The sequence below is a fragment of the Psychrobacter sp. AntiMn-1 genome, assembly GCF_001854065.1.
Taxonomy (GTDB): Bacteria; Pseudomonadota; Gammaproteobacteria; order Pseudomonadales; family Moraxellaceae; genus Psychrobacter; species Psychrobacter pacificensis.
Genome location: NZ_CP012969.1, coordinates 1,202,712 through 1,228,801 on the forward strand (window position 1 = coordinate 1,202,712; position 26,090 = coordinate 1,228,801).

Annotated in this window: 37 protein-coding genes and 1 tRNA gene; 34 read left to right on the top strand and 4 right to left on the bottom strand. The window is 47.0% G+C overall.

Going from position 1 to position 26,090, the window contains the following annotated elements; all coding sequences use genetic code 11:
- Window positions 1-2: 2 nt before the first annotated feature.
- The 10 genes from AOT82_RS04960 to AOT82_RS05005 all read left to right on the top strand — a co-directional run bounded on the left by AOT82_RS04960 (window position 3) and on the right by AOT82_RS05005 (window position 6,886).
- Window positions 3-2,273, top strand: coding sequence for a Mu transposase C-terminal domain-containing protein (locus tag AOT82_RS04960; protein WP_197496733.1), 2,271 nt, complete (start codon window positions 3-5; stop codon window positions 2,271-2,273).
- Between the two features lie 90 nt (window positions 2,274-2,363).
- Entirely contained in the window at window positions 2,364-3,125 is a 762-nt protein-coding gene (locus AOT82_RS04965) for an AAA family ATPase (protein ID WP_071002058.1), read from the top strand.
- 103 nt (window positions 3,126-3,228) lie between these two features.
- Entirely contained in the window at window positions 3,229-3,903 is a 675-nt protein-coding gene (locus AOT82_RS04970) for a hypothetical protein (RefSeq protein ID WP_156770972.1), read from the top strand.
- Complete coding sequence (locus tag AOT82_RS04975; protein ID WP_071002060.1) at window positions 3,896-4,144, top strand: hypothetical protein; 249 nt, start codon at window positions 3,896-3,898, stop codon at window positions 4,142-4,144. Before AOT82_RS04970 ends, AOT82_RS04975 begins: the two co-directional genes overlap by 8 nt.
- Window positions 4,132-4,545, top strand: coding sequence for a hypothetical protein (locus AOT82_RS04980; RefSeq protein WP_083328858.1), 414 nt, complete (start codon window positions 4,132-4,134; stop codon window positions 4,543-4,545). The genes AOT82_RS04975 and AOT82_RS04980 overlap by 13 nt, the downstream gene beginning before the upstream one ends.
- Complete coding sequence (locus AOT82_RS04985; protein WP_071002061.1) at window positions 4,542-4,811, top strand: hypothetical protein; 270 nt, start codon at window positions 4,542-4,544, stop codon at window positions 4,809-4,811. Before AOT82_RS04980 ends, AOT82_RS04985 begins: the two co-directional genes overlap by 4 nt.
- A 20-nt stretch (window positions 4,812-4,831) precedes the next feature.
- Window positions 4,832-5,119 (top strand): hypothetical protein, encoded by a 288-nt coding sequence (locus AOT82_RS04990; RefSeq protein WP_071002062.1) that lies wholly within the window; start codon window positions 4,832-4,834, stop codon window positions 5,117-5,119.
- 32 nt (window positions 5,120-5,151) lie between these two features.
- Window positions 5,152-5,787, top strand: coding sequence for a DUF3164 family protein (locus AOT82_RS04995; protein WP_071002063.1), 636 nt, complete (start codon window positions 5,152-5,154; stop codon window positions 5,785-5,787).
- Between the two features lie 13 nt (window positions 5,788-5,800).
- Window positions 5,801-6,163, top strand: coding sequence for a hypothetical protein (locus AOT82_RS05000; protein ID WP_071002064.1), 363 nt, complete (start codon window positions 5,801-5,803; stop codon window positions 6,161-6,163).
- A gap of 126 nt (window positions 6,164-6,289) precedes the next feature.
- Window positions 6,290-6,886: a hypothetical protein gene (locus AOT82_RS05005; protein ID WP_071002065.1), complete on the top strand. Its 597-nt coding sequence runs from the start codon at window positions 6,290-6,292 to the stop codon at window positions 6,884-6,886.
- 5 nt (window positions 6,887-6,891) lie between these two features.
- Here the strand turns inward: AOT82_RS05005 and AOT82_RS13820 are convergent, their stop codons facing one another.
- Together AOT82_RS13820 and AOT82_RS14250 are read right to left on the bottom strand one after the other, a co-directional pair.
- Complete coding sequence (locus AOT82_RS13820) at window positions 6,892-7,047, bottom strand: hypothetical protein (RefSeq protein ID WP_156770973.1); 156 nt, start codon at window positions 7,045-7,047, stop codon at window positions 6,892-6,894.
- A 68-nt stretch (window positions 7,048-7,115) separates the two neighbouring features.
- A complete protein-coding gene (locus AOT82_RS14250) occupies window positions 7,116-7,250 on the bottom strand; it encodes a hypothetical protein (protein WP_257785222.1) in 135 nt (44 codons plus the stop codon).
- 259 nt (window positions 7,251-7,509) lie between these two features.
- Here AOT82_RS14250 and AOT82_RS05010 point away from each other — a divergent pair, with 259 nt between their 5' ends.
- From AOT82_RS05010 to AOT82_RS05060, 11 genes are all read left to right on the top strand, one after another.
- Window positions 7,510-7,950, top strand: coding sequence for a gp16 family protein (locus AOT82_RS05010; protein WP_071002066.1), 441 nt, complete (start codon window positions 7,510-7,512; stop codon window positions 7,948-7,950).
- Window positions 7,943-8,353: a Mor transcription activator family protein gene (locus AOT82_RS05015; RefSeq protein ID WP_071002067.1), complete on the top strand. Its 411-nt coding sequence runs from the start codon at window positions 7,943-7,945 to the stop codon at window positions 8,351-8,353. Before AOT82_RS05010 ends, AOT82_RS05015 begins: the two co-directional genes overlap by 8 nt.
- Window positions 8,354-8,667: 314 nt before the next feature.
- Window positions 8,668-9,318, top strand: a complete 651-nt coding sequence (locus tag AOT82_RS05020; RefSeq protein WP_071002068.1) for a lysozyme — start codon at window positions 8,668-8,670, stop codon at window positions 9,316-9,318.
- Window positions 9,319-9,417: 99 nt separating this feature from the next.
- Complete coding sequence (locus AOT82_RS05025) at window positions 9,418-9,789, top strand: hypothetical protein (RefSeq protein WP_071002069.1); 372 nt, start codon at window positions 9,418-9,420, stop codon at window positions 9,787-9,789.
- Entirely contained in the window at window positions 9,790-9,993 is a 204-nt protein-coding gene (locus tag AOT82_RS05030; RefSeq protein ID WP_071002070.1) for a TraR/DksA C4-type zinc finger protein, read from the top strand.
- Window positions 9,990-10,313, top strand: coding sequence for a hypothetical protein (locus AOT82_RS05035; protein ID WP_071002071.1), 324 nt, complete (start codon window positions 9,990-9,992; stop codon window positions 10,311-10,313). The genes AOT82_RS05030 and AOT82_RS05035 overlap by 4 nt, the downstream gene beginning before the upstream one ends.
- 9 nt (window positions 10,314-10,322) lie before the next feature.
- Entirely contained in the window at window positions 10,323-10,634 is a 312-nt protein-coding gene (locus AOT82_RS05040) for a hypothetical protein (protein WP_071002072.1), read from the top strand.
- 3 nt (window positions 10,635-10,637) lie between these two features.
- The gene (locus AOT82_RS05045; RefSeq protein WP_071002073.1) at window positions 10,638-11,183 is read left to right on the top strand and encodes a DUF3486 family protein; all 546 of its coding nucleotides are present in this window, start codon (window positions 10,638-10,640) and stop codon (window positions 11,181-11,183) included.
- Window positions 11,183-12,775: a hypothetical protein gene (locus AOT82_RS05050; protein WP_071002074.1), complete on the top strand. Its 1,593-nt coding sequence runs from the start codon at window positions 11,183-11,185 to the stop codon at window positions 12,773-12,775. Before AOT82_RS05045 ends, AOT82_RS05050 begins: the two co-directional genes overlap by 1 nt.
- A 27-nt stretch (window positions 12,776-12,802) precedes the next feature.
- A complete protein-coding gene (locus AOT82_RS05055) occupies window positions 12,803-14,455 on the top strand; it encodes a DUF935 domain-containing protein (RefSeq protein ID WP_071002075.1) in 1,653 nt (550 codons plus the stop codon).
- Window positions 14,456-15,811, top strand: coding sequence for a phage head morphogenesis protein (locus tag AOT82_RS05060; RefSeq protein ID WP_071002076.1), 1,356 nt, complete (start codon window positions 14,456-14,458; stop codon window positions 15,809-15,811).
- 1 nt (window position 15,812) lies between these two features.
- Here the strand turns inward: AOT82_RS05060 and AOT82_RS13825 are convergent.
- Window positions 15,813-15,908 (bottom strand) — tRNA-OTHER (locus AOT82_RS13825).
- 52 nt (window positions 15,909-15,960) lie between these two features.
- On the opposite strand from AOT82_RS13825, the gene AOT82_RS05065 reads away from it, so the two are divergent.
- From AOT82_RS05065 to AOT82_RS05125, 13 genes are all read left to right on the top strand, one after another.
- Window positions 15,961-16,443, top strand: coding sequence for a phage virion morphogenesis protein (locus AOT82_RS05065; RefSeq protein WP_227517186.1), 483 nt, complete (start codon window positions 15,961-15,963; stop codon window positions 16,441-16,443).
- A 314-nt stretch (window positions 16,444-16,757) separates the two neighbouring features.
- Entirely contained in the window at window positions 16,758-17,855 is a 1,098-nt protein-coding gene (locus AOT82_RS05070; protein ID WP_071002077.1) for a phage protease, read from the top strand.
- Window positions 17,856-17,900: 45 nt separating this feature from the next.
- Window positions 17,901-18,323 carry a hypothetical protein gene (locus tag AOT82_RS05075; protein ID WP_071002078.1) on the top strand — a complete coding sequence of 141 codons (423 nt, stop codon included), beginning with the start codon at window positions 17,901-17,903 and terminating at the stop codon, window positions 18,321-18,323.
- 52 nt (window positions 18,324-18,375) lie between these two features.
- Window positions 18,376-19,284: a Mu-like prophage major head subunit gpT family protein gene (locus AOT82_RS05080; RefSeq protein ID WP_071002079.1), complete on the top strand. Its 909-nt coding sequence runs from the start codon at window positions 18,376-18,378 to the stop codon at window positions 19,282-19,284.
- 55 nt (window positions 19,285-19,339) lie between these two features.
- Window positions 19,340-19,771 (top strand): gp436 family protein, encoded by a 432-nt coding sequence (locus AOT82_RS05085; protein WP_071002080.1) that lies wholly within the window; start codon window positions 19,340-19,342, stop codon window positions 19,769-19,771.
- An 8-nt stretch (window positions 19,772-19,779) separates the two neighbouring features.
- Window positions 19,780-20,415, top strand: a complete 636-nt coding sequence (locus AOT82_RS05090; RefSeq protein WP_071002081.1) for a phage protein Gp37 — start codon at window positions 19,780-19,782, stop codon at window positions 20,413-20,415.
- Between the two features lie 9 nt (window positions 20,416-20,424).
- A complete protein-coding gene (locus AOT82_RS05095; RefSeq protein ID WP_071002082.1) occupies window positions 20,425-20,664 on the top strand; it encodes a hypothetical protein in 240 nt (79 codons plus the stop codon).
- A gap of 89 nt (window positions 20,665-20,753) precedes the next feature.
- The gene (locus AOT82_RS05100; RefSeq protein ID WP_156770974.1) at window positions 20,754-21,506 is read left to right on the top strand and encodes a BspA family leucine-rich repeat surface protein; all 753 of its coding nucleotides are present in this window, start codon (window positions 20,754-20,756) and stop codon (window positions 21,504-21,506) included.
- 27 nt (window positions 21,507-21,533) lie between these two features.
- Window positions 21,534-22,331: a phage tail protein gene (locus AOT82_RS05105; protein WP_071002084.1), complete on the top strand. Its 798-nt coding sequence runs from the start codon at window positions 21,534-21,536 to the stop codon at window positions 22,329-22,331.
- A gap of 139 nt (window positions 22,332-22,470) precedes the next feature.
- Window positions 22,471-22,851: a hypothetical protein gene (locus AOT82_RS05110; RefSeq protein WP_071002085.1), complete on the top strand. Its 381-nt coding sequence runs from the start codon at window positions 22,471-22,473 to the stop codon at window positions 22,849-22,851.
- 37 nt (window positions 22,852-22,888) lie between these two features.
- On the top strand, window positions 22,889-23,218 hold the full coding sequence (locus AOT82_RS05115; protein ID WP_071002086.1) for a hypothetical protein: 330 nt from the start codon (window positions 22,889-22,891) through the stop codon (window positions 23,216-23,218).
- A gap of 17 nt (window positions 23,219-23,235) precedes the next feature.
- A complete protein-coding gene (locus AOT82_RS05120; RefSeq protein WP_071002087.1) occupies window positions 23,236-23,439 on the top strand; it encodes a hypothetical protein in 204 nt (67 codons plus the stop codon).
- Between the two features lie 9 nt (window positions 23,440-23,448).
- The gene (locus AOT82_RS05125; RefSeq protein WP_071002088.1) at window positions 23,449-25,488 is read left to right on the top strand and encodes a phage tail tape measure protein; all 2,040 of its coding nucleotides are present in this window, start codon (window positions 23,449-23,451) and stop codon (window positions 25,486-25,488) included.
- Here AOT82_RS05125 and AOT82_RS05130 read toward each other — a convergent pair.
- Window positions 25,485-26,090 carry a hypothetical protein gene (locus AOT82_RS05130; RefSeq protein ID WP_071002089.1) on the bottom strand — a complete coding sequence of 202 codons (606 nt, stop codon included), beginning with the start codon at window positions 26,088-26,090 and terminating at the stop codon, window positions 25,485-25,487. The genes AOT82_RS05125 and AOT82_RS05130 overlap by 4 nt on opposite strands.

A 26,090-nucleotide genomic window follows, 5' to 3' on the forward strand; every position in this document is an offset into this window, starting at 1 on the left:
TTATGAACTACGAACTATCTGGCTTGCCAAAATCGCGGCGAGGCATGGATAAATATGCAGAAAAAAATGGCTGGCAGTACGTAGAAGTTCCTAGCTCAGGTCGTGGCGGTGTACGCCGTGAGTATGTTTTACCTGAGGCTTTATTTGAAGAGGTGAAACTACAAGCGTTAGCGACACTAGCTCACGATGCGGATATTAGCGATGTGGCTCAAACCTCATCTACTGAATTGGCGACCACTAATAATAACGTCGTTGCTAGCGCGGCAGTGCTTGCCGACTGGCAACGGGATTGTGCTATTGCTCGCATTGCTGTGGTGCGCTATGTACTAAAAGCCGCTGAGCTGACGGGTAAAACCAAAGCCATAGAGGCGTTTGCAAAAGCCAGTAAAGAGAAGCGTTTAGACGAGACGCTTATCGCCACTATTAAACGTGCCAATTCTAAAAGTGGGGCTAAAAGCGGCGTTAAAGAGGGTCGCGGTAATGTGAGTCGTCGTACCTTGTTTGATTGGGTAAAAGCGTTTGAGACTAGCGAGGCGGATGCCAATGCCAGCGCTGTCGCATTACTAGCGCCAAAAGCCCGCACGACTGAAATACCGCCGTGGGCTGGGATACTGCTAAAACTGTGGAGCGACCCTGCTAAGCCTGAGCTTGCCGAAGTCATGCGCCGTATTGAAACGGCTTACGCTGATAGTGATGTCGAGATGCCAAGCTACCATCAGGCACGATACTTTTTAGAAACACATATCGGTAATGTCGAGCGTGAGCGCGGGCGTATGGGTAGTCGTGAGATTAAGAATATCAAGCCGTTTGTGCGCCGTGACGCCAGTGTGTTGCTGCCCACCGATGTGTATACCGCTGATGGCCATACGTTCGATGCTGAGGTGGCACACCCTGATACTGGCAAGCCGTTTCGCCCTGAGATCACCACTGTATTGGATGTACATACTCGTATGGTGGTGGGCTATAGCATTGATTTGGCAGAATCTGGCCTTGCCGTACTGGACGCGATATCCAGCGCAGCAAGTGATTACGGTATACCTGCCATATTCTATGTGGACAACGGATCAGGCTATAAAAATACGATGATGAAAGATGAGTCAACGGGTCTGATGACACGTATGGGTGTCGAGGTTAAACACTCTATCGCCTATAACTCACAAGCACGCGGGACTATCGAGCGTGTGCATCAAACAATTTGGATACGGCTTGCCAAAAAACTGCCTACTTATATAGGTGACGATATGGACAGCCAAGCTAAGCAAGCGGTGTTTAAGAAAACACGCAAAGATATTAAGACGTTTGGTGAGTCAAAAGCCTTAATCGGCTGGAATGAGTTTTTGCAAATCGCAAGTGATGCAGTCATGGCTTATAACAATGAGCCGCACACTGGTCTGCCCCGCCGCTACAACCAAACCACAGGACGCCGTGAGCACCTGACGCCACAAAAAATGTGGGATGAGCAAGTTGACGCTATGACCAAAGCTGGCACTGGGTTGGTTGTGGTATCAGATGCTGAGCGCGACGACTTGTATCGACCTTATGTACAGCGTAAATGTCTGCGCGGTGAGATCAATTTGTTTAGTAATAAGTACTTTAGTACGGACTTAACACAATATCACGGCGAGACCATGCTGGTCGGTTATGACATCCATGACGGCTCTAAGGTCTGGGTACGTGACCTCACCCATCGACTGATCTGTATCGCTGAGTTTGAGGCGAATAAGAAAGGCTACTTTGCTCAATCTGCGCTGGGCGATGCGAGAGAAAAACGTGCTCAAGGTCAAGTGAAACGGGCGAAAGTGCATGTTGATGCGGCGCTTGAAAATATGAGACCGCACCGCGTACTAGAGCATGTGCAAGATCAGATGATGCCAAGTGCTGATATTAAGCGGGCGCAAAACTTACTCAATGAGCGGTTGGCTAAAGATGCAGTCACAGTGGAGAGTCAAGCGACTGATATGACTGCTATGCAAGCCACGTTTGACAAGCTAAATAGCATAAATAATGACAATAAAGAACTAAGGACTTTCGCATCGCCGCAAGCGGTCGTCATCCCACAGCCTAAAAGCAATACGGATATGACACAAGATGAGAAGTTTGAGCGATGGCTGGGTCTGTATGAGCAAGTCAAAGCTGGCAATGAGCTGGACGCTGGCGACCAAGATTTTTATGAGCTGTACCCAGAGTCGAAAATATTTGGAATAAAAATGAAGGCGTATCAAGCCGCTCATGAGGAGCAGCACGGTACTAAAGTATTTTTTAAGTGGGGTTAGCTACTTAGGTAGCCCTAAAAAGGTGGCGGTAGTCACTGCGATGACTACCGCCTGATCAAGTACGCATACTCAATCATAGGAGATTAAATCATGCGTGAAGTAATGAACAATGTCAATACGCCTACGGCGGTGGGAGTGGCGCAAGTCACGAACGTGGCGGTGTGCTTTGAGGCAATAGAACGCATACAGAGCCGCCATCCAAGCTTGCCAGGAATCGGGGTTTTTTATGGTCGAAGCGGCGATGGTAAGTCCTCGGCTGCCAGCTATATCGCTAACAGACTCAATGCCTATTACGTGCAGGCGACTAGTATTGCGACGAAAAAGAGCTTCCTTGAGTCGGTGCTACGTGAGATGACCATCCCAGCTTACAAAACGGCTGCTGAGATGCTCGGTCAAATCGCGGAGGAGCTGGCAAAAAGTGGCCGCCCGTTAATCGTTGATGAAGCAGATCATCTGGTAAAAGGGAACAAAATCGAGATGATACGGGATATCTACGAGTCATCACAAGGGACGATACTGATCATCGGCGAGGAGATGCTACCCAAAAAACTTGAACGCTGGGAGCGTTTTCATGGTCGGGTACATAGCTGGGTGCCCGCGCAGCCTGCGACGGCGAATGATGCAGCACTACTGGCAAAAGTCTATGCGCCAAAAATCACTATTGAGGATCAAGTACTTAAGCAGTTGGTCGGTGCAGTACGTGGCTCAACACGCCGTACTTGCACAAACATTGAGATGCTAGGACAGCGCGCTCTGGAATGCGGTATGCGCTCTGTGACGATGGATGATCTCGAGCAGCTACTACCTAATGGCTTTATCACTGGTCAATCACCCAAACCACGTTCATTTTAGGAGATATTTTATGTGTTGTCGTTGTCAAAACTCACTCGAAAGTAACTGTCAAAACCATACGTGTCAAAACAGCCACTCTAAAAAAAGTAACTGTCAAAACGGTATGACTATCCATTCAAACCCACTACTCTCTGTCTCAAATCCGCGTCCTATCGTGCGCAGCGATTATGAACAACTATGGGACATGCTGCGCGCATCCACTGATGGTGTGACCATCCGTGATGTGCCACGCACGATACCTAGTATCAATTATGGTAAAGCTAAGGCATGGCTTGGTGCGTTAAACAGCGCAGGCTATGTCTCACGTGAGCAAATTAGCCTCACGCGCAATCTACCAACCTACCGCTATCAGCTAATACGTGATATCGGTCAAAAGCCACCACGTATTGACAGTAAAGGCGCACCAAAGCCACCCTCTGTCAATGAGGCCATCTGGCGTACCATCCGCATCCTAAGAACATTTAATGCTAATCAAATCATTGCTAGTGGTTCAACACCTGAGCTGGTACTGAATGTCGCCAGTGTGCGCCAGTACCTGCGTCATCTGCATAGCGCGGGGTATTTACAAGTACGCCAAGCGGGACAAGCCAAGCAACTGGCTATTTATCAGCTCATACATAATACGGGACCAAAAGCGCCTGAAATACAACGTGGCAAAAAAGTCTATGACGGTAATTTGGGGTTAGTCGTATACGACCCCGCCAAGCCATTACCGCCCTCACATGAAGCCGAAAAAAATAACTCTAAACACGCTAAAAAGGGAGCGAGTCATGTCTAATCAATCACTGTTTGATACCGTCAAAGCCGATGCCGTCGCGGCAGACAAAACCGCTGCTCACTATCTGACGCAAGCACGTCAACGCGCTGCTCTGACTCGTTTGCCGACTTTTGAGAAAACGACTACTGATGACATAGAGCAGTTGCGTAAAGCAGTTGGTAGCTTACACCGCCTTATATTGCTTGTCATGGTAATCCTACTCGCTATCGCAGTACTAGGAGGTGCGCTATGTCTACTATAAAGACTACAACCATTGATACCGCTGCTGACGCTCAAAATCCGCAAGACTGGAAACATTATCCAGTGACGGCTGCTAACTGGATCGATGCCTGTCACGAGGAAAAAGAAAAGCTCGGTATCTCGTACGCTGAAATTGCAAGGCGTATCAAATACGCGCGCCCTAGCCTGTCACTGGCACTCTCGGGCAACTATACGGGTAATACAAAGACTATCGCTGATGCGTATGTCACGTACCGCAAGCAGGTCGCGTGTCCTTATGCCGCTGAGACAGTCAGCCGCCAGTACTGCACGGAGCACGCTCTTGCTGATGCGCCGACGCATAACCCTGCGGCTCTGCGCCACTGGCGCGCTTGTCAAGGCTGCGCGTATAAGCCTGATAGTGAGAAAGGAGGACAGCCGTGAAGTCAGCTAATACTGAGGCAATCGCAAAAGAGCTACGCGAAATAGATTTGAGTGTTGATAGCTCAAATGATGTGCCACCAGATGACACCCTAAAACAGCAATATCAGAAAAATATGCTTGAGCGCTATCCAGACTTTGAAGCGCAAACGGCGTCTGATATTGCTGAGCTAAAACACGAGGTCAGCCGTCTTTCTGATATGAATAAGGTGATGGTGTGGCTGGTGTTAGGTCTGATAGTGATGCTAACAATTACTCAAACAAACTGATTAAAAAAGGACTAATGGTTATGACAAAAAATAAAAATAGTAAGACTTTAGGCGCTGTCATGGGTGGGCGCAGTGCAGATCAAATATCGCCAGACGAGGCCATGATTTTTGCGCTAGCGTCAAACATGATGGCAATTGCGCTTGCTGATGTACCTGATGCCAAAGAGCGTGTCATGCGCGCTCGACATCAGCTACTACTTAGACAATCAAACATCACTATAGGTAAGAGACGACAAATAGAAGATGTGGAGAGCTATGTGCTCGATGCTATTAAGCACATGCAATCAAACGCTCCGACTGTTCACTAAATACAAGACAAATAATCAAAAGGAATCTAATTATGAGTAATCAAACCCAAACCATTACCGATTGTGTCGTACCTGAAGGCTATGTCCAAAACGCGAAAGGTCATCTAATCCCCATCGACAAAGTTAAACCCGTCGATAAATTGCGTGACGAAGTTGTCAAAGACATGATCGCTACTGCTTGCGATGTCCGTGCTGTCATGCGTACGGCTAAAAATAAGCTATTTGATAGCTTTAATGATTTTGTCGCACTGTCTGCTCAAGAGTATGACGTGCAGCTGGGCGGAAAAAAAGGTAATACGACTTTGATGAGCTACGACGGCAAATATAAAGTACAAGTCGCCGTCTCTGAAAATATTGTGTTTGATGAGCGTCTACAAGTAGCCAAAAAGCTGATTGATGAATGTCTCACAGATTGGACACAAGATAGCAACGCCAACATCAAAGCGCTGATTAATCAGGCGTTTCAGGTCGATAAAGAAGGTAAGGTTTCGACTGGCCGCGTGCTTGCTCTGCGTAGTCTAGATATCAACGATGCGAAATGGGATCGTGCGATGGATGCCATCAGTGACGCTATTCAAGTGACGGACACCAAAGAGTATATCCGCTTTTATGAGCGTGATGAAAAAGGCGCTTATCATCAAATCTCGCTTGATTTTAGTAATGTCTAGGAGGGCAAAGATTATGGGTAAGTTAAATAAAGAGCAGATTAAGACGTTGAGTAATAAGGAGTTTGTATTAGGTTGTCTCAAGCTTAAATGCGATGGCTACATCATCACTTTGCGAGACGGAATATACAAACGGAGAGTTAGAACAGAACTGTCGGTTAATGGATGGCTTAAGGGGGAATGGCTTATTGAGCCAGATGTACACCCTGAAAGTAAGTTTTATATGCCTTTTGTTCGATACGTGAAAAAAAGTCCACGCAGTAAGAAGAAAGAGAAAGTCGATCTAGGTATGCGTAGACCTGACTTTGCTAGTATCGGTCAAGCACTGCGTCATCTAAACAAAGTCTGTGACAATGTGAGTATAGTTGAAGAAGACTAGAGCACTTAGCCCAATGTATTAAAACCCGCTAATAGATGACTATTAGCGGGTTTTTTATTGCGTCTCATTGTTTAAACTGTGTTCTCAGTATGTGCAATAATACTAGTCAACTATTAGGGGATGCTTATGCAAGAGTTACTACAGTTACCACTACAAGTACAAGCCACGCTTGTTGCTGGTTATATAGGCTATGCCTTACTTAGGCGCGACCATAGGAAAACTGAAAAGCTAGTCGATGTGTGGATGCTTATACTAGTACTGGGTCTGCCAACTGCTCTAACAATTCAGCTATGGGATTCACCATACGCTTATTTTGTCATACCTTCAGGGCTGTTGATTGCATACTTATGGCTGACATGGGGTGAAGAAAAGTGGAGAGATTTTTTATATAAAAGAAATTTGAGTAACACTCTAAGTTTAGGAGACGTATGGAAAACGCTATCTTCACATAAAAAAGTAGGGGCTCTACAAATCAAGCTATACCATAAAGATGGCACTTGTTATGCCTGTAACAACACAGTTGATTTTTCAGGTGAGCCATTTGCACCCTTTACTATGGATGACGATGGAATTGCCTTTTATGTAACGCATATTGCAAAAAAAGATGAAGATTGGGTAGAAGAGGATGATGTCAAGCTAGCAGATGATCTTGGTAGTATGGTTACTTACTTCCCTAGAGAGGACATCAAACTCTTAGAAATGCGCTATGTTAAAACAGCTTAAAAGTATTATTTTTTTGGTTTTTTAAGGGGTGGTAGCGCGCTGGTTGGCGGGGCTGGTCTTTGTCCAATCGCCGCATCCCCTAAAGGTCTGCCAATAGAACCTCCTCGATCAGATTTTATTTTGCGGTCTGAATCAGAACTATTATTACTTGAATTGCCCATAGTTTTGTCCTATTAGTTTTAATGAGTTTATAATAATAGCTAAGTTTACTACTAGTAATGTAAGTACCCTATTTTTTAGGTTTTTTAAGTTTTGGCATTTCACTAGAAGGAGGCGGTGGTTGCTGTCCCTTATTGCTTAATGGCCACGAACCTTTGTCAGATCTAATCTCACGATTTGGGTTATTTTTGTTTTCATCACTCATAGTAAGTCCTATTGGTCAATAAAATTAAATGTTAGCCATGCGAGACACTTCATACTTAATTTAGGTTATAAGCTACTGAATGTAAAGACTTAACTTACGCCTACTACATAAACATAAGCACCCGCTATCACGCACCTGATAGCGGTTTTTTTGTGTTTAGAACTAATGTTTAAAATAATTTTGCCTCATAACTCTAAACACTCCCTTTTGGATATAATGACAAATATCTAATAAATCATGTGCTTATGTGAGGTCTACGATGGCGTACTCCCCCCAAAAAAAGAAGATGATGCAACTGGTGCATATCGGCAAAAATAAGCTGGGGCTGGATGACGGCACATATCGCGAGATGCTGTATCAAGTGACAGGTAAGAACTCAAGCAAAGACTGCACAGCAGCGGCGCTACGTAAGGTCGTTGATCACATGGAGCAGCACGGATTTACCGTGACACCCGCCAAAAAACATCAGGCCAAAAAGCCAGACGCAGCAGCTGCCAAAAAAGCATTGGTAGATAAGATTGAAGCGTTACTGACAGATGGCGCTAAACCGTGGGAATATGCTGAGTCAATGGCAAAACATATGTACAAAGTCGATGCGCTGACGTTTTGTACACCCCGTCAGCTGCGCGGTATCATCACGGCTTTGACCAAGCACAATCAAAAAATGGCTAAGCTTACGGAGGTGCAAGCTGATGCCTGATCGTCATCATACTAAAACTTATCAGGAACTAGCAATGCTGCTCGGCCAAGAGACTGCTGATCAACTGGTGACAGCGTACCGTGGTCAAGAGTTGCATATTCCTCCCATAAAAAAACTAACAAATAATCATAGGTTAGTGCTGCTGCTAGGTGATGATGTTGCTCGCCGCTTATGCCATTACTGGGGTAACACTACTTTAACGCTACCGATGCAGCTAACGAAAAAAATTAAGCAGCGCAATGCAAGCATTGTAGAGAAGTATAAAGCAGGAGCAACTAGTAATCAGTTGGCGGCAAGGTATTCTATTACAAGTCGTCATGTACGTAAGATTGTGCAACAGCATAATGATGCGCAAGCTAAAGAAGCGTATGCCCGTAGGCAGTACAAGCTGTTTGATTGCTAATATAAGTTACTACCCTGCCGTTAGGGCTGCTATGCAGAGAAGACGGACAGCGTCAGACCAGCGGTGCGCTGCATATAAAAAACACTGGCAGTCGTTGCGTGACAAGCTTCCAAGCTGATCTCCATCACGTGAGATGACCGAGTAGAGCACGAGACGCTTAGAAAAAGCCGTTAGATATTGGCGTATCTAACGGCTTTTTTGTGTCTGCAAATAATTAAAAAACTCGGAACTATTACCCCCGTGTTTTGGGCACTGGCTTTGAGATGATAGGGATATTGCATAACTTTATCTATTATTAATCTGATGAGCTGACTATGACTGAGACTAGACTAACCGAAAAAGCGTTCTTTGATTGGATGCGCTCGCAACAAGATGATGGGCGCTTGAGTCAAACCGAAGTTAATGGTGCTAATGAGTTGCTCGCACTGATCGAACCTGATGAGTTAAAAGCGGTGCTAATCAAAGTTAATGGCTGGTCAGATAGCAAAGAGATGCAGCTATCTGAGGCAGGTATGGCGCTGCTCAATGAGTTTGAGGGTTTTCGGTCTAAGCCGTACCGCGACTCTGTCGGTAAACCAACTATCGGTTGGGGCACGACTTATTACCCCGATGGTACGCCTGTGCGCATGAGTGATAAGCCTGTGACTCGTAAAGAGGCTGCACGTATCAAGCAGGCGGTACTTAACCAAGACTTTAGCCCGGCGGTGAATATGATGTTTGCTGATGAGATTGAGCGCGGGGAAATCACACAAAATATGTTTGATGCGTTGATCTCGCTCGTCTATAACATCGGGGTGATGGGGCTAAAAGCGTCAAGCATTTATCGCAACATTAAGGCGGGTCGCTATAGCGCTGCTGCTGATAGCTTCCTCTTGTATAACAAAGGGCGTATCAATGGTCGCTTGGAAGTCATCGACGGCTTGGTCACGCGACGTCATAAAGAGCGCGCGCTGTTTTTGGCGTAATACTATGAGTCTATATAAAAAATTCAAAAACGCGCTGTTGGTAGTTAGATGGTTTATCAGACTACTAGTGCGTTTGGCCAAACTAAATAGAGATAAATCATGATTGATAACTACGAGCAGTATCCGCCGCGCCACTTTGGGACAGATGAGGCAAGCGGCGCAGATGAGAGCCATGTATTAACTATCGATGATCTGCCTAAGCATGATAATGGCTACAAGTCTTTTGATATGACTAAGTTTTTGTCAGATTCGGATTACGGCTCGACCCCGCCAGAAAAGCACTGGTACGAATCAAAGGTCATTTGGTTTAACGCCATTGTCATCGCGGTGGGGCTAGCAACCTCGGCAACGCCTGCGCTTGAGCAGTATATGAGTGCTGAGATGTACGGCGTGATTGCTACGTTTGTCGCTTTTATCAATGCGGTGCTAAGGCTAGTCACTGGGCAGCCTATTAAGTCAGGCGGTGTGTAAGTGGGCGATATCATAGACCATGCCAACAAAGCGGCGGCGGTGCATCTGGGCGCGGCCCTATCGCACATTAAGCGCCGCGCTGCCAACAATATTATGGTCTGTATTGACTGCAGTGATGATATTGGGGCGGTGCGTAAAGCTGCGGCCCCTCACGCCATACGTTGTGCTGAGTGTCAAGACTACCATGATAAGGACTCACGATGATATTAGAGCTAGAAGCTTATCAAGCGATTGGGCTACTGCTAACGGTGGCAGGGTCGATTTGGGGCGCGGGAAAGGCGTTTTTTGCCCGTTTTGATGCGGCCTTACGTGAGCGTGATGACTCGTTAGAATTATCAATCAGTAATGTGGCAAAACAGGTGCAGCAACAAACCAATGAAGTGCGGCAGATTGAAAGAGACTTTTTGATGTTAAAAGCAGAGCTGCCTGAAAAGTATCTGACCCGCATGGATTTTAACCGTACCTTTACGGTTATCGATGCCAAGCTTGATCGACTATACGCGCTGAACAATCAGCAAAAATAAGGAATAACAATGCCTATTGATATTGAAAAGAGCCGCCGCGAAGGTATGCGCTGGTATCTGTTGGTTGCTATGAACCGTGCTGAACCGCTCGGCTGTGCTGATGCGATGCTAAAGACCATCATGGATGATATCTATGGTGAGGTAACACCAAGCGAGCTACACCAGCAGCTTAGCTATTTAGAAAAGCGCAAGATGGTAGAAATTACTAAAAAACCTGATGGGCATTGGCACGGGCGCTGTACAGCACTTGGTATCGATATCGTTGACTATACCGTGGAATGCCGCGCTGGTATCGCTCGCCCTACTAAATACTGGAGCTAAGCTATGGCACGTGAAAGCGCAGTAGATCAGCTAAGTCCTGAGCATTTGGAACTATTAAAAGTACGCCTTGAGGATTCAGGATTTCAAGACTATCAGCAGCTAACAGACTGGCTGACAGAGCTTGGCTATCAGATCAGCAAATCGTCTGTGCACCGCTTTGGCAAAAAGCATGAGCAAAAGATGCAAGCCGTGTCACTGTCTACGCAAGCCGCCATCTATATGGCTGAGCGCAATCCTGATGATGCGGGAGCGCTATCGTCTACCGTTATTACCATGATGCAGTCAGAGTTTTTTAACGCATTGGTACAACTGCAAAGTTTAGATGATACCGATACTGACCCGATGGTGCGCATGGGTATGTTGTCTAAAATTAGTAAAGGTGTCGCTGAGCTGTCCAAAGCAACGGTCAATCAAAAAAAGCATCAGATTGAAGTACGTGACAAAGCCAATGCTGCTGCTGACAAGGTTGAGCAGCTAGCAAGTAAAGGTGGTCTGAGTGGCAAGGCGGTACAAGAAATACGTAAAGCGATACTAGGGATTGCAGACTGATGACTGATACGCTGACTAAAAAACCTAAAGCGCCGCCGCTACTGGGTGCTAATTTTGACATCGAAGCACCAGCAGTACTGCTACCGTATCAGCAAAAATGGATAGCAGACGAGTCACAACTTAAGATCGCTGAAAAATCACGGCGTATTGGCCTTACGTGGGCAGAGGCTGCGGACTGTGCTTTGGTTGCGGCATCTGATAAAAAGTCTGGTGGGCAAAATGTCTACTATGTCGGCTATAACCAAGACATGACGATGGAGTTTGTCGAAGCCTGTGCGATGTGGGCGCGCTCGTTTAACTATGCTGCAAGCGAAATTGAGGAAGGTATCTTTGTCGATGAAGATGGCGATAAAGAAATCAAAACTTATACGATCCGATTCCCAAAAGCCAAAAACCGCATCACTGCCCTATCCTCTCGCCCATCTAACTTACGTGGTAAGCAAGGCGTGGTTGTCATCGATGAGGCAGCATTCCATGAAGACTTGGCAGGACTCATCAAAGCGGCACTGGCACTACTCATCTGGGGCGGTAAGGTTCGCATTATCTCAACACATAACGGTGATGAGAATGCTTTTAATGATCTAATCCAAGAAGTACGGGCACTGAAACGTAGTGGCACAGTACACAAAACCACGTTTAAGGAAGCTGTCGAGCAAGGCTTATATAAGCGTGTCTGTCTGCGCTTGGGTCGTGACTATGACGCGGCTGAGGAAGCGGCGTGGATGGCTGAGGTCTATAAATTCTATGGTGATGATGCCGAAGAAGAACTAGACGTGATACCCGCGCAAGGCTCAGGACGCTGGCTGACAATGGGGCAGCTAGAAAAGCTGCAAAATGAAGACAGTAAGGTCATCCGCTTTATCGCGCCTAAAGGCTTTGAGCTGTGGACTGAGGACGCCCGCAACAACCATGTAGATAAGTGGTTAGAAGAAGTTGCCGACCCTGTATTACTAACGCTTGATAAGACACACCCGCATTACTATGGACTTGATTTTGCGCGTAAACGCGATGCCAGCTCGATGTGGTGGCAGGCGGAGCGCTTGAATATGAGCCGCTACTGTCCGTACGTACTTGAGATGGAAAAGACGCCATACAATCAACAAAAACGCATCTGCATCCATGTGATTGAGCGCACGCCGCGATTTAGCAAGGGCGCTAATGATGCGACGGGTAACGGTGGCTTCTTAGCTGAACAGCTACAAATCAAATTTGGGGCGCATCGTATTGATGCTGTCAATATGTCTGAAGGTTGGTATGCCGAGCATACGCCGCATTTCGGTAAGTGCTTAACGGATGGGACGATTGAGGATATGCCCGCTGATCGTGATATCCGTGACGATCATTTATTGTTTAAAAAAATCAAAGGCGTGGCACGGATACCAGCGGAGCGTACTACCAGTAGTACAGGCAGTAAGCGCCACGGTGATAGTGGTATTGCTCATTTGCTCTGTGACTATGCCAGTAAATTTCCTACGCCTGAGCTGGATTGGACGCCTGTGCCTGTCGATAGATCAGAGGTGCCGCGAGGTATGCGTGATATGTTCGAAAAGCTTGTATCGCTTAGTGGCTTTTTGGGCAGTGGCTGCTTTTAAATGAACACTTTATTTTAAGGACTTTTAATGTCGTTTTATTCAGCGCTAAAACAAGCTGCACCCATCGCCCAAAAGCAGATTAGGCGCTTGCTCGGCTCACAAGTGCAAGCAGCTGACGACCGCGCCCATGTATGGGAGCGTCCAGAGTTGACGCACCCAGCGGTAGGACTAACGCCTGCTAAGTTGCATCAACTATTGACTGGTGCAGAGTCAGGCAATATGAATGATATGTTGGCTCTGTTTGAAGATATGGAAGAGCGTGACGCTCATATCTTTGCTGAGTTGGATAAGCGTAAGCGTAGCCTCCTGTCGCTTGATTGGTACATCAAACCGCCTGAAGGTGCAACGGCAGCAGAAAAAGAACAAGCAGCGACTATCCAAACGCTCATGCACGCGATCAATGATTTTGATATTGTCATTAAAGACGCGCTGGATGCCATTGGCAAAGGCTTTAGCGGACAAGAAATCAACTGGATACGCGATGGCAGCACATGGTATGTCGAGTCGCTTGAGTTTGTCATACCGCAAAAGTTTGTCATTGCACCAGACAATAAAACGCTGATGCTAGGTAACGGCATCGATGCGCCAGAGGCGCTGTGGGATCATGCGTTTTTGATGCACACGCACAAAGCTAAGAGCGGTTATCTGGTACGTGGTGGACTGCATCGAATACTTGCGTGGCCATATGTATTTAAAAATTACTCAGTGCGTGATTTGGCTGAGTTTTTGGAGATTTACGGACTGCCAATGCGTCTGGGAACGTATCCTGCTGGCGCTACCGAATCTGAGAAGTTTACCTTGTTACGCGCAGTAATGGAGATCGGACACCGCGCGGCAGGTATCGTGCCAGAAGGTATGAAGATCGACTTTAAAGAAGCCGCGAAAGGCAATAGTGATCCGTTTGAGTCAATGATTAAGTGGTGTGAGCTGTCACAGTCTAAAGCGATCCTGGGCGGTACGCTGACCACTCAAAGCGATGGTAAATCTAGCACCAATGCACTTGGCAATATTCACGAAGTGGCGCGAATTGAAATACGAGATAGTGATGCTAAGCAGCTCGCAGCGTCTATCAGCCGCGATATCGTAGCATCAATGATGCGGTTAAATTATCCGAGCGTCCATCCACGCCGCTACCCTAAGTTTGCGTTTGATCTATCTGAGCCTGAAGATATCACAACATTCAGTGAAGCAATCCCTAAACTGGCTGGTATTAACGGTATGCGGATTGGTGCTGAATGGCTGCACACTAAGCTAAGTATCCCGATGGCTGGTGATGATGAGGCGATCTTAAGCGTGGGTAGTAATGCCACCCCTACCGCCCTTACTGCTGCACTAGCTGCGCATCGAGCTGTACTAGCTGCGCAAGCTGACCCTGTCAAACGTGAGCACGCAAATATTGATACAGCAGAGCGCGGGATCGATAAGGCCACTACGGGTGACGACTGGGACAATAATATTGCTGATATGAGTGCCAAGCTGGGACAAGCGATGGTCGATAAACTATCGGCTGCAACAAGTTATGACGAAGCGCTGGCGCTACTGTCCAATGCTGAGCCAAATCAGGCGGTCGATGAGTTGGCAGCCAATCTTGAACAATACCTATGTGCCGCTGGTCTCTGGGGTAAGTTGCACCGTCAATCAGAGCTGCAACCGTTAGAATTGCCCGCTGGGGATGTATAAATGCCTGATTCTAACGCTGCCTCTAATAATATTAATCTGCAAAGCCTGTTTAATCGCCGTCCTGATGATGCTATCCAGTATCTACAAGACAAAAAGCCTCGTGCCAGTATTGATTATCTAGAAGTACAGGGGCGTGCGCACGATCACGCCTTTGTCGTTGCTAAGATGACTGACATGGATATGCTAAAGCAAGTGCAGCAGTCACTGGTCGAAGCCATGGAAGGTGATATGTCATTTAAGCAATGGCAAGCATCTATCGAGCCGATGCTTAAGGAAAAAGGCTGGTGGGGTAAAAAAGATATGACGCTACCTGATGGTAGTGTCAAACCTGTACAGCTGGGTAGTGACTACCGTCTAAAGCGTATTTATGAAACCAATATCAATCAAGCGTATCACAAAGCACGCCGCCACGATGGTGACTACGATATATACCCCTATGCGATGTGGGTATCACGCGGCGATAACCGCGTGCGTCCAAGTCATCAATCACTCAATGGGCAAATATTTCGCCGCGATGACCCTTACTATCAGTCTATTCGTCCGCGCTGTGCTTACGGCTGCCGCTGTGATGAGATATTACTGACTGCTGAGCAAGCCGCGCAGTACGGTGCGCTTGACGGCTATACGATATACGACGATATCAGCCAGTATGTGACCACTGAATCTGTCATCGTACAGGGTACTTATGGGGCTTACACTGCCCCTGTCAATGTCATGCGCTTGCCTAATATGCCTGTATACCGCACAGACGCGGGCTGGGTACATACAGGTGATGCGCTACCGATGCAGCCAATGCTCGATAAAGCAGGTCAAGTACCTGCTTTGCTGGGCGCTAACAGTATGCAAGCTGTACTTGGACGCGCGTCAGTGCTTAGCCGATTTAATGACGATGTAAAAACATGGGTCGATAGTGTTGATCCAACACGACCAAAGGGTGAGTTTCGGCACGTTGGCGTAGTACGTCCTGAGTTTGTACAAAAACTGGCATTTGATAAAGGATTGGCGCTAGAAAACGCGGTTATTACTCTGCATGATCGTATTACGTTACAGCATTTGGATCGGGCACATAAACGGCATGATCCCAGCTGGGTTGCTAATATTGTGCAGCACTTAAACGCGCCGCATAGCCTCTATTGGGACAATAACAAGCAATCGCCTGTACTGGTCTTTGATGTCGCGCTGGACAAGTACAAGTTGATTGTACATTTGAATGAGCGCATTAAAGGGCGCGACGTGATTGATGCTAAGCAAAACTTTGTGGGCAATGTCATACGCACAATCACTGTAGATACAGCCAATAACCTCAATAATGGCAATAACTATACAAAGCTATTAGACACTGTACTAAATGATTAGGGGCATTGGGTGGGAATTGAACCCACTACACACGGCTTGGTGATTATGCTGATAATCACTAATGCAACCGTCCTCGTACCATTATGAGTACCAATGCTATTGCTAGCGTAACGTCAATCGCTGTCAATATCAACAACTTAGAGCGATATATGACAATATCAACGATATTAATTACAGATGAGCTACAACGGGTACTCAACCAAGCAGCTCGGCAAACCAGCAATACTGCACCGCTGATGCGGACTATACGCGCGCAAATGCTCAGTCAGACGCAGCAAAACTTTCGGATGCAAGGGCGACCAAAGTGGCCTGCCCTATCTGAGGTAACAATTAAAAACTATGAGCGCTTGGGTGTTAGTACAGCGGGGCTACTTAGGCGCTCTGATTCGCTATACAACAGCATACAGACTTTTAGCGATGCAACGAGCGCGACGATCAGTGCGGGCGGTGGTAACCAATCAGGCGCGTATGCTGCTATACAACAATGGGGTGGCATGGCAGGCCGTGGCCGCAAAGTTAAGATACCAGCACGTCCTTACATACCGATTGATATCAATGGCTATTTGCAGCCTGAAGCAGAAACGGGCGTCAATCAGGTGCTGATGGCACATTTACGTCGTAGTTTCAGATAGTGCATCAAACATATAGCAATTGAATAGCGTTAGAGGGTCGTTAGATTTACGACTGTCAGGCGCAAAAGATAAAACGCGGTGATTACTCTACTTATAAATTAAACGCTCCTAAGAGGGCGTTTTTTTGTGTCCACTCAAAAACTCGGAACTGTATCCCCTGAGAAATCAGATATTAATTTGCGATGATAAGACTTTAAGACAACGGCGCTAAAAAAGTAGTACTTTTTTTAAACGCGCCTCAGGAGGCGTTATGTAGTGCCGTCATCATCTAAAAACGACTGAGATTAATTAAGACAAACAAAGAATGGAACACTATGTCAAAAACAGCCCCGCCATACATCGCCGCACTATCACTGACTATTGCCAGCGCTACTGGTACGCCTGAAGGATATTTTTTAGTATTCCCTGATGGGGAAACGAGAAGCGGCGATGGCAGCGGGCGACCACACGAGTGTGATAGCTGGAAATTGAACAGCACGTCTGGTCGCGTTTTGGCACAGATGCTAAACGCGCGCCCGACTGATATGGTCATCGACTATGAGCATCAGACGCTACACGCCCAATCAAACGGACAGCCTGCGCCCGCTGCGGGGTGGTTGGCAGCGGGACAGTTTGAGTATATCGACGGCGTGGGGCTATGCAACCGCGCACCAAGCTGGACAACCAAAGCGACAAAAGCGATCGCTGGTCGTGAGTACCGCTATAAATCACCAGTCATTGCTTACGATACGGACGGTAATGTCACAAACGTAATGAACGTCGCTATCACTAATCAACCCGCACTGTTAACACTCGATGAGCTGACTGCACTGTCTGCCAAATTTACCCCAAAACAAGATCAGGACAAACCTATGAACCCTTTACTTGCTTATGTTATTGCTGCGCTTGGACTCAAAGAGTCAACGACTGAAGATGAAGCCGTGACCGCCCTATCCGCGCAAGTCGACGACTTTAAAAATAAAGCGACTGATGCCAAAGTCACCATCGATGCGGACAAGCCACTCGCGGCATTGTCTAGTGTGTTTACTAACGTTGCTGAGCCTGACCCAGCTAAGTATGTGCCAGTTAAGACGATGACTGAAACCGTCGCAGCGCTCAATGCACAAATTACCGAGCTGCAAGGTAATCAAGTTGACCCTACTGCTGAGCTATTGACCGCTGCGCTGTCTGATGGGCGTTTATTGCCTGCACAAGAAAAATGGGCACAGTCATATGCCGCATCTGATCCTGCTGGCTTTAAAGCGTTTTTAGATAACGCGCCTGTCATCGCTGCACTTAATCAAAAGCAAACAACTGGCAAACCTGATCCTGTCGCGGGTGGCAAGATCACGGCACTATCCGCTGAGCAAATCGAAGTTGCAAACGGTATGGGTATCTCGCACGCCGATATGATTGCGGAGCTTAACGCTTAAGTAGTTATTCCAAATTGCTAACTTAATTTATTAAAAGGACAAATCATGCTAAATACACCATACCGCGATGGTATCTCATTGCCCTTAATGATTGCTGCTATCACCACTATCACTGAGGGTGAGCTGGTAGCGGTTAATAGTACGGGAGAGGCAGTGCCTGCGACTGATGCAGAGGCCAAATACTTGATGGGTCGATCTGAAACGACTGCTAGCCCTGAAGCACCAGCGTCCAATAATACAATCGTGATCACGCGTAATCGTCAGTTTTTACTAAGTAACGATGCGACAAATCCAGTCACTGCCGCTGATATCGGTACTACTGTGGTGCTGACCGCAAAAAATACCGTTGGCAAATTTACTGATGGTGATCCTGCGGCATTGGGTGTCGGTACGCTGATGGGTGTCGATTATAGCGGTAAGGTGTGGGTCGAGATTGGCGGTGCACCTGTGGGTATACTCGGCGCTTAATCCACACCGCGATACGAATGAATCAAATTAATACTAACATCAAGGACACACTATGAACGTCAATGCACAAACGCTAAATGCTATCGCGGCTGGGCTTAAGAAAGTCTATAACGATACGTTTAATAAGACTGAGAGCTTTCACAAGAAAGTGGCAATGGTCGTGCCAAGCTCTAACTCACAAGAGACCTATGCGTGGCTACAAAATATGCCGCGTATGCGTAAATGGGTCGGCGACAAAGTCATCAATAAATTGTCCAAGCAAGGCTATAGCATCGTCAATGATGACTTTGAAGTAACAGTCGAAGTCAAACGTAATGATATCGAAGACGACAATATTGGTCAGTATAACAATATGAGCCAGCAAGCAGGCTGGTCTGCCAAGCAGCTGCCTGATGAGCTAACCTCTGAGTTAATCAATCAAGGTCAAACCAGTCTATGTTATGACGGCAAGCCGTTCTTTTCGAGTGCTCATCCTGTCACTGTAAACGGTCAAGAAAAGACCATGAGTAACGTACATAACAAAGCGCTGTCTGCTGAGTCTGCTGCTGCTGCAAAAGCCAGCTATGGTATTGGTCGTACTAAGATGCGTTCGCTTACAGATTATGAAGGCCGCAATTTAAAGGTTAAACCAAACCTGCTGATTGTCGGACCTGACCTTGAAGATACTGCGCGCACCTTGCTCACTGCCGATAAATTAGAAAATGGTGATCAAAATATCTACAAAAACACGGCTGAATTGCTGGTCATTGATGATTTAAAAGCTGGTACTTGGTATTTAGAAGACACTTCTATGCCCGTCAAGGCTCTGATTATTCAAGAGCGTAAGAAGCCTGTATTTGTTTCTCAAACTGATTTGAACGCGCCTGATGTATTTTCGCGTGCTGTCTATAAGTTTGGGGCTGAGGCTCGCTACGGCGCGGGTTATGGTTTTTGGCAGTTGATGTTAAAAGGCTACGCATAAACGCTGACCTATAACATGAGCTTAACGCTGGATAGCTATTAACTAAGAGGTAACGATGTCTACTTACGCAACAATAGAGTCAATGATTACGCGCTTTGGCAAAGAAGACTTAGTCGAAATCACCGACACCGAAGTGCCTTACACGGGCGAAATCAATGAGTCAAAGCTACAAGCGGCCATTGTCTCTGCCAATTCAGAAGTAGATGCCTACCTTGCCAAGCAAATGAACGTACCTACGGTGCTAGGCTCACCCTTTGTGCAAATGATGGCGTGCGATGTCGCGCGCTATCACGTGGCACTAGGTAACGCACGGGTCAGCGAGCGCGATGAAAAGCGTTATGACTTGGCGGTAAAAAACCTAAAAGCCGTCAATGACGGCAAGATTGGTATTGGCGCTAGCACAAACGAGGTCAACGCAGCACCGAGTATTAATCTTGCACAGATGACCAGCGGACGTCCAAGTGTGTTTGGTAATGGTCTGTACTAAGGAAAATTATGCTGTCTCAAATAGAACAGGCGATCAAAGACACGCTACACGCCTATAACAAGGCGCATGGCGGTGGGTTTGTGCGTGGTATTAAGAGCTACGCGGGCGATTTTGATGCTGAGTCACCTGATGAGTTTGCGCAAGTCGTTGCCTCGTTCCCTGCGATCTGGGTAACGTTCAAATCCTCATCCAAACCTAAAAAGCTGGGCGCAAAAAAGCGAGAGCGTGATTATGTCTTTACGGTGCTTGTCGCTGCTAATTCTGGACGACGTGAGGAAACGAGTCGTCAGGGCGCATTTAAGGCTGATGGGACAATGCTTAATATTGGCAGCTATCAACTTATTGAGCTGGTCGAAAATGCGCTGCTGGGCAATCGTATGGGACTTAAGATTGATCCGTTGGACGCGGGCGAAATTACGTCACTGTTTAATGCTAAGACCAGTAATCAAGTGGTTAGTGTCTTGGCGTATGACTGGCATACGAGCACCACCGTCTCAGACCCAGACCGTGATGCCGATGTGCCATACATAGAAACGATCAATATGGACTACATTTATTTTGATAAGAACGGCAATGCAGCTGATGACCCTCGTGTACTAGCGTCTGACCAAATTGATTTAACCCCTTTAAATTTAAGAGCTTAAGGAATAACTATGAAAACGCCTGGTATCTATACCGACATCAATACGCAGACGCAGCGGACGGGTCTGCCAACGCAAGATCATCGCATTGTTTTTGTTACTGGCGACACTGCTGCGCCTTCAAATCCCACACCTATTTACGATACGGCATCAGCAGACGCGCTATGTGGCGATAGCTCTAATGCAGGGCGAATGATGGACGCGGCGCTAAGCGTATCGCAGGGGGTGGGCGTTGAGGTTGTGGGAAAGTAGTAGCGCCTCCTGAGAATATCACCCCACCTCAGGAGGCTGTCGGTGTACCGCTTGCATTTACCACTACAAGAAATTCAGGCAGTAATGAGTTGCCGATAGATATTGTTATATATAAACCCAGCGGTGAATGGGAGATCAAGGAGTCGGGTATTAAAGTTGTTGATTCTAGCGGTTTTATATCTACAGGAATAAGTTTAATTACAAATAACGAAGACCCTTTAAACATCTCACACAAAATAACCTTAGCAAGTGCAGGGCTTAATAAGACGTACGAGTTTTCTGGTGGCGCGTATTCAGTGACATTAAGACGCACAGCAGATCCTACCACTGTGGATGGTAGCGTGAAAGTTGTTAGTTTTTCAAGCGATGTTATTGATAATAGGTTTAATTTACATAATACCAATTTGGTTGTACCTAGCACTTTGCCTGATTATGTAACCTCGTTATCTTCTATGTTTTATAAAAGCAATTTATTTAACCAAGATATTAGTGGATGGGATGTTAGCAATGTAACCAATATGTCATCCATGTTGCAAGGTTGTGAGCTTTTTAATCAAGATATTAGTGGATGGGATGTTAGCAATGTAACCAATATGTCATCAATGCTTGCACGCTGTCATTTATTTAACCAAGACATTGGAGGGTGGAACGTCAGCAAAGTAACCGACATGACATCAATGCTTTTTGACTGCGCCAACCTCAAGAGCGATTTGTCACTATGGTGCGTAACCAATATAACTACTACACCAGTTGCTTTTCTTGGTAATAACCCACCTAGCTCACCCTTCAAATATCCCGTTTGGGGCACCTGCCCACGCGGGGAAAACATAACTACCACTTAACTGTATTTATAAACCGAGAGGAACCTAATGCCAAACCAAACTCTAGCCCCACACGGGCACTCAATCATTGCGTTAGATAGCCCAATCATAGACGAAGCGACAGCAAATGCATGGGTTGAACACTTAGATTTTGTATCATCAAAAACTGAGCAAAATGATGCCATTCTTATCGTGCCGTTTGATGATGTAGACGCGGCCACCGCTTTTGCGGCTTATCCTGCGGTTGCGAGCTGCTACCGCATCATTGCGGTTTGCTATCACGGTGCGATTGGCTTTGAGCCTGAGCTGGCAGCCAGTATCGCCGCGACCATCGCGGCAGAGTCTGACCCCGCTTTACCGTTTAACGGCTGCAAACTGCCCGCGCTGCCTGTGGTCGATGGCAGTCTACGTTTAACGAAAACCCGCATCGAGCAAGCTTTAAACGACGGTGTGGCGATGGTCAACGTCGGTCATGACAGCAAGCCTGAGATTGTGCGATTAATCAGTACATACCGCACCAATCCAGTGACTGGTCAAGCGGATGACTTACTACTTGATATTAATGGCGCGCTCGTACTGCGTTATGTACGCCGTGACCTACATGCAGCAGTAGCAGCAAATCCACGCCGCAAAAATACTGATGCGTCTCGTCGGGATTTACGCAGCCTATTTCTTGACCGTTGTCTAAAGATGGATGATGCTGAAATACTCGAGCACGTGGCCGCTACCAAAAATGAGCTGACTGTGATGCAAAGCACTACTGATAAAACAGCGGTAGATGCGCGTATTCCGTCGCATTGGGTGCGCGGTATGCACGTTATTAACACGACATTGGACGTGTACTAAATTCACGCGCTTGGAAATCCTATTTAAAGGATTTCCCTTGCGGAGCTAAAAAAGCAATGCTTTTTTTAAACGCTCCTCAGGTACGCGGTATGCACGTTATTAACACTACGCTAGACGTTTATTAATTTAAGGATAACCCATGAGTGAAGCAGATGTAGTCGGCACAATCGTGCTCACAGTCGACGGTAGAGAGTTTGACTGTGCGAGTGTCAGCCCTAAGTTTGTGACGGGTAAGAAGCCTGTTGCAACGATGAACCGTCAAGGCCGCACCCGCAAAAAAACCAAAACGACAAGCTCTATTACGCTGTCAGTAGAAGTCATCATCCCCGAATCAGGTGATATCAATTGGGCAAATATTGAAGACGGACGCATTACGATTGAGTCGCTGGACGGTGGTCACCGCACGACTTACACAGGCTGTGAGGCAACGGACGTATCAGAGAGTTATAAGCTTGACGGTGAAGCAATGCGCTCAATTGAGATGTTCGCGATGGATAAAATCACTGAGGGCGCGGCGTAAGCGCTGGTCTAAACGTTAATAAAATCAAGGATAAATCATGTCAGCAGAAAAAGAAACTCAGTCCGCGACCACTTTGTGTGAGTTTGTCAAACTGCCTGTCGGCATCCTAGTCGATGGCAAGCGTTATCACGATATTGAGCTAACACCTATTACCGTCGGACAAAGCTATGCGGCGTCTATGAATGCTCGTGAGACAGACTTACAAGTGCTGGTCGATCTCGCCACAATGACACACGTACCTGCGCTGGGTCGTGCGCTCACATATGATGAGCTGGATAGCGCCAGCCGTCAAGACGGACAGCGATTGGAAATTGCGCGCATAGCACTGGAAAAAAAAGAGCGCGAGCAAGCAACCAAGTCCGCCTAGTCGGGCTACTGGTCAAAATGGGCGTGCCCTACGATCAAGCGTGGGGTATGCCCGTCGATATGGCGTTAGATATGCTCGGATTATCGCCTAATGTCACTAAGTCTAAACAACCAGCAAACAATCTAGCGAATCCTGTGTCCACACCACCACCGCCTCCTGCATCCAATGCCGCACCACGTAAATTGGTTGCTGCTCGTCGTAAATCAAAAACCACTACATAGGGCGTTTTTATGTCTACTCAAACCGTTAGTTTACGATTATTGCTGACTGGTAATGCGGCGGGTGAGCTGGGGCGTATTGCCGCGCAGCAGCGCCGTGACACGCGCACGATTAATGATATGCAGCGCATGGGATTGCGTACACAGCAACAAATACGCGATGAGATACGCAATCAAGAGCGCGCTTATCGGCGCTTGCGCACGTCGGGCACAGCATCAGCTAATGACATTCGCCGAGCACACCAACGGATGCGCGAGGAAGTACGCAGGCTTAATGGTGAGCTGCGCACGTCATCGACATTGATGGGTAAGATGCAGACAGCAGGCGCGGTGGTCGGCGGTGCTGTCGCGGCGGGCGCTATCGTTAATAGTCAAATTAAGCCTGCACGCACGTATGATGAGCAGCTTGCACGTACCTCAGGTACTGCTACCTATGGCAAAGGTATGACGGTGGCAGATCGCAAGCTAGTCAAGGTTGAGCTGGACAAAACCGTTATGTCAGCCGTGCGCGGTGGCGGTGGTACACGTGAAGGCGCACTTGAGGCGGCAGATACGCTTATCGCAAGCGGTGCGTATGATTTGGCATCAGTCAAACAAGTGCTGGGTGTCACACAACGTGCGTCGTTTGTATCGGGTGCGACCGCGGCAGACGCTGCCGCTGTGACTTTACAGCTCAAAAACTTTGGATTAGACCCTAATCAGATATCGCTTGGACAAGATATCGCTGTGGCTGGTGGACAATTGGGTGGGTTTGAGTATGACACTATGGCGCAGTACCTCAGCCGCCAATTACCGCTTGCTAAGGCTGCGGGTTATGGGGGAGTTGATGGTCTAAAAAAGATTGTAGCGCTTAATCAGGTTGCTATCAATACGGCTGGTAATCAAGATGAGGCAGGTAACAATGTCGTTAATCTATTGCAGAAAATAAGCTCGCGTGAATTTAGTAAGCAAATAAATAAGCAAATTGAACCACAGGCTGGTGACCCACAACTACCAAAATCACAAGGCGGAGGACTCGACTGGTCGGCGTACGCACGCCAGCAAAAATTACAAGGTGTGGACCAGATTGATGCGTTTGTCAGCTTACTTGAACGCCAACTGGCTGGCGACTCGCAATATCAAGCGCTTAAGAAGCAAGCGGGTAATGCAAAAGGGCAAGAAGCTAAAGCGCTCTATGAACAGATGAGCACAATGCTGGAAGGCTCAAATTTAGGTGAGGTCATCGCTGATAGACAGGCACTAATGGCAGCGCTTGCGATCAGTACTAACGGCTCAGAGAATGAACGTATTAAGTCTGGCTTAGATAACGCAGGTGGTACAGTTGATGGACTTCATGAACTGTTTAAAGGTGATGAGTGGGCAACGGCAATGGAACGCCAGCAAGAGCAGCTTAATATCAACTATGGTTTATATAAACAGGTCAATGAGCAGCTAAGCGGTTTTAACCAATCGCTTGGCGGCTTTATGGAAAAGCATGAAGGACTAGCGACAGCCGCCTATGGTGCAGGTCTTGCACTAGCGGCGATTGGGGCTGCTGGCACGGTAGGCGGTGCATTGGGAATGGCAGGCGGTGGTGGCGTGGCTGGTGGCCTTGCTGGAGCGGCTAAATTTGCAAAAGTCGGCGGAGCTGTTGCTGCCGCTGGGGCTGTGGGTTATGCGGCTGGCACGGGTATCAATGAGACATTCATTGAGGGCACTGTCGTCGCTGATAAAATAGGAGCGGCTATCGCTCATGTATTAGCAGCAGCTGGTAATAACGAGGCACAGGCGGCTATTGATGCCAATGCTAAATACGATCAGATGATCGCTGAGCAGCAGCAGACAAAACAAAAGCAAGAGCAAATGGTCAATGAGCAAGCACAAACTAAGCAAATACAATCGCAAATGTCTACGCAGCTAGGAATTATGACTGCTCATTTATCTAACATCGCCGCTAAACCTGTACCGACCTTTAACCCAACGATCACTATTGGTGGGCACAGCACCGCCATGAATATGATGGATGAGATTGGTAAGCAAACCAAGCGCGGTAAGTTTGGACCTTATCGTTAAAGCTCTGAGCTGGATTGGATGTTATCTTCACACAAGCCTAACCAGTATTCATAGTCTTTTTCATGGTCTGCTATCGTCTCTAAATCATGACCGTCTTGATGTATAGATTCGCCTCGGTAGTAATGATTTAGAGAAACTAAAGACTGGTAAGCTTGGTCACAACCCATAAAATAGCGCATCTCAGAAGGGTATTCATATTCATTGGCATTCATAGCGTCTATTAACTCACCGCGAATACTAAGTAAGCCTTGAGCGTCTTTATTTTGATAAAGCGCTGCATTTTTGGCGTAATCACTCTTCAAACTAACTAAACGATTATTTGCATAATTGAGTGCCATTTTTGGGTCTGTATGGATGGTGGGGATTGTAGCGGGCGCAGGTTCTTTCGCCACAGGCTCTACGACTGCTGCGCTAACTGGCTCTACTGGTAACGTTTGTTCTGTTTGAAAATATCCTGCAACTAACATCCAAACTATCAGAAAAGGCAAACTGATTAACCAACCCATACCTATCGGCTGTTTAGCCTTAATTTTATTTTTTGCTATCCACCATCCACCGATCCAAAGTACCAACCAAATTCCTAAAAGTACATATATATTCAT

Excerpts from the sequence above, each read along its gene's own strand:
- AOT82_RS05040 (WP_071002072.1), top strand. The coding sequence starts at position 10,323 with ATGCCTATTGATATTGAAAAGAGCCGCCGCGAAGGTATGCGCTGGTAT.
- AOT82_RS05095 (WP_071002082.1), top strand. The coding sequence starts at position 20,425 with ATGAAAACGCCTGGTATCTATACCGACATCAATACGCAGACGCAGCGG.
- AOT82_RS04960 (WP_197496733.1), top strand. The coding sequence starts at position 3 with ATGAACTACGAACTATCTGGCTTGCCAAAATCGCGGCGAGGCATGGAT.
- AOT82_RS05085 (WP_071002080.1), top strand. The coding sequence starts at position 19,340 with ATGTCTACTTACGCAACAATAGAGTCAATGATTACGCGCTTTGGCAAA.
- AOT82_RS05020 (WP_071002068.1), top strand. The coding sequence starts at position 8,668 with ATGACTGAGACTAGACTAACCGAAAAAGCGTTCTTTGATTGGATGCGC.
- AOT82_RS05010 (WP_071002066.1), top strand. The coding sequence starts at position 7,510 with ATGGCGTACTCCCCCCAAAAAAAGAAGATGATGCAACTGGTGCATATC.
- AOT82_RS05125 (WP_071002088.1), top strand. The coding sequence starts at position 23,449 with ATGTCTACTCAAACCGTTAGTTTACGATTATTGCTGACTGGTAATGCG.
- AOT82_RS14250 (WP_257785222.1), bottom strand. The coding sequence starts at position 7,250 with ATGAGTGATGAAAACAAAAATAACCCAAATCGTGAGATTAGATCTGAC.
- AOT82_RS05050 (WP_071002074.1), top strand. The coding sequence starts at position 11,183 with ATGACTGATACGCTGACTAAAAAACCTAAAGCGCCGCCGCTACTGGGT.
- AOT82_RS04975 (WP_071002060.1), top strand. The coding sequence starts at position 3,896 with ATGTCTAATCAATCACTGTTTGATACCGTCAAAGCCGATGCCGTCGCG.
- AOT82_RS04980 (WP_083328858.1), top strand. The coding sequence starts at position 4,132 with ATGTCTACTATAAAGACTACAACCATTGATACCGCTGCTGACGCTCAA.
- AOT82_RS05005 (WP_071002065.1), top strand. The coding sequence starts at position 6,290 with ATGCAAGAGTTACTACAGTTACCACTACAAGTACAAGCCACGCTTGTT.
- AOT82_RS05130 (WP_071002089.1), bottom strand. The coding sequence starts at position 26,090 with ATGAATATATATGTACTTTTAGGAATTTGGTTGGTACTTTGGATCGGT.
- AOT82_RS05080 (WP_071002079.1), top strand. The coding sequence starts at position 18,376 with ATGAACGTCAATGCACAAACGCTAAATGCTATCGCGGCTGGGCTTAAG.
- AOT82_RS05045 (WP_071002073.1), top strand. The coding sequence starts at position 10,638 with ATGGCACGTGAAAGCGCAGTAGATCAGCTAAGTCCTGAGCATTTGGAA.
- AOT82_RS05110 (WP_071002085.1), top strand. The coding sequence starts at position 22,471 with ATGAGTGAAGCAGATGTAGTCGGCACAATCGTGCTCACAGTCGACGGT.
- AOT82_RS05025 (WP_071002069.1), top strand. The coding sequence starts at position 9,418 with ATGATTGATAACTACGAGCAGTATCCGCCGCGCCACTTTGGGACAGAT.
- AOT82_RS05060 (WP_071002076.1), top strand. The coding sequence starts at position 14,456 with ATGCCTGATTCTAACGCTGCCTCTAATAATATTAATCTGCAAAGCCTG.
- AOT82_RS05105 (WP_071002084.1), top strand. The coding sequence starts at position 21,534 with ATGCCAAACCAAACTCTAGCCCCACACGGGCACTCAATCATTGCGTTA.
- AOT82_RS05075 (WP_071002078.1), top strand. The coding sequence starts at position 17,901 with ATGCTAAATACACCATACCGCGATGGTATCTCATTGCCCTTAATGATT.
- AOT82_RS05070 (WP_071002077.1), top strand. The coding sequence starts at position 16,758 with ATGTCAAAAACAGCCCCGCCATACATCGCCGCACTATCACTGACTATT.
- AOT82_RS04970 (WP_156770972.1), top strand. The coding sequence starts at position 3,229 with ATGACTATCCATTCAAACCCACTACTCTCTGTCTCAAATCCGCGTCCT.
- AOT82_RS04965 (WP_071002058.1), top strand. The coding sequence starts at position 2,364 with ATGCGTGAAGTAATGAACAATGTCAATACGCCTACGGCGGTGGGAGTG.
- AOT82_RS13820 (WP_156770973.1), bottom strand. The coding sequence starts at position 7,047 with ATGGGCAATTCAAGTAATAATAGTTCTGATTCAGACCGCAAAATAAAA.
- AOT82_RS04990 (WP_071002062.1), top strand. The coding sequence starts at position 4,832 with ATGACAAAAAATAAAAATAGTAAGACTTTAGGCGCTGTCATGGGTGGG.
- AOT82_RS05120 (WP_071002087.1), top strand. The coding sequence starts at position 23,236 with ATGGGCGTGCCCTACGATCAAGCGTGGGGTATGCCCGTCGATATGGCG.
- AOT82_RS05035 (WP_071002071.1), top strand. The coding sequence starts at position 9,990 with ATGATATTAGAGCTAGAAGCTTATCAAGCGATTGGGCTACTGCTAACG.
- AOT82_RS05055 (WP_071002075.1), top strand. The coding sequence starts at position 12,803 with ATGTCGTTTTATTCAGCGCTAAAACAAGCTGCACCCATCGCCCAAAAG.
- AOT82_RS05000 (WP_071002064.1), top strand. The coding sequence starts at position 5,801 with ATGGGTAAGTTAAATAAAGAGCAGATTAAGACGTTGAGTAATAAGGAG.
- AOT82_RS04995 (WP_071002063.1), top strand. The coding sequence starts at position 5,152 with ATGAGTAATCAAACCCAAACCATTACCGATTGTGTCGTACCTGAAGGC.
- AOT82_RS05015 (WP_071002067.1), top strand. The coding sequence starts at position 7,943 with ATGCCTGATCGTCATCATACTAAAACTTATCAGGAACTAGCAATGCTG.
- AOT82_RS05090 (WP_071002081.1), top strand. The coding sequence starts at position 19,780 with ATGCTGTCTCAAATAGAACAGGCGATCAAAGACACGCTACACGCCTAT.
- AOT82_RS05065 (WP_227517186.1), top strand. The coding sequence starts at position 15,961 with ATGACAATATCAACGATATTAATTACAGATGAGCTACAACGGGTACTC.
- AOT82_RS05115 (WP_071002086.1), top strand. The coding sequence starts at position 22,889 with ATGTCAGCAGAAAAAGAAACTCAGTCCGCGACCACTTTGTGTGAGTTT.